The 606-nt window shown below is 64.4% G+C and carries 1 protein-coding gene; it reads left to right on the top strand.

The features are described from left to right. Window positions 1–394: nucleoside transporter C-terminal domain-containing protein (locus tag ACNOHI_RS25160; protein ID WP_420477461.1), on the top strand; the 394-nt coding region annotated here is incomplete at its 5' end. Window positions 395–606 lie beyond the last annotated feature (212 nt).

The raw sequence follows: 606 nt of genomic DNA, 5'->3' as shown, positions 1-606 counted from the left end.
CGGCCTGCTGCCGGAGATCGGTGGCGCGAAGATCTCGTTGCAGCGTCTGCTCGGCTACGTCATGGCGCCGGTGTGCTGGCTGATGGGCCTGCCCTGGCCGCAGGCGATCACGGCGGGGAGCCTGATGGGTACCAAGACCGTGCTCAACGAGCTGATCGCCTATGTCGACCTGTCGAAGCTCGGCCCCGATGCGCTCGATCCGCGTTCGCGGCTGATCATGCTCTATGCGATGTGCGGCTTCGCCAACTTCGCGAGCCTAGGCATCCTGATCGGCGGCCTCGGCATCATGGCGCCGACGCGGCGCGACGAGATCAACGCGCTCGGGCTGAAGTCGCTCGTCTCAGGCACGCTGACGACGTGTTTGATGGGCGCGATCGTGGGGGTGCTGACGTGACGATCGTAGTCGTCATTCCGGGGCGCGCGCAGCGCGAGCCCGGAATCCATTTCGCAATTCGCGCTGACGCCCGATGGATTCCGGGCTCGACGCTGCGCGTCGCCCCGGAATGACGGTGGGAGAGACTTGTGCCTAGCCAATCAAATCCGGATTGATCAACCGCTCGAACGAGAACATCTCGTCCCATTTCTCCTGCGTCAGCAGCTTGCGTT

Origin of the sequence: Noviherbaspirillum sp. ST9, assembly GCF_048799745.1 — a bacterium.
In the GTDB taxonomy this organism is placed as follows: domain Bacteria; phylum Pseudomonadota; class Gammaproteobacteria; order Burkholderiales; family Burkholderiaceae_D; genus Noviherbaspirillum.
Note: the sequence above shows the minus strand (reverse complement) of the source record. Positions and strands in the feature narration are given on the sequence as shown.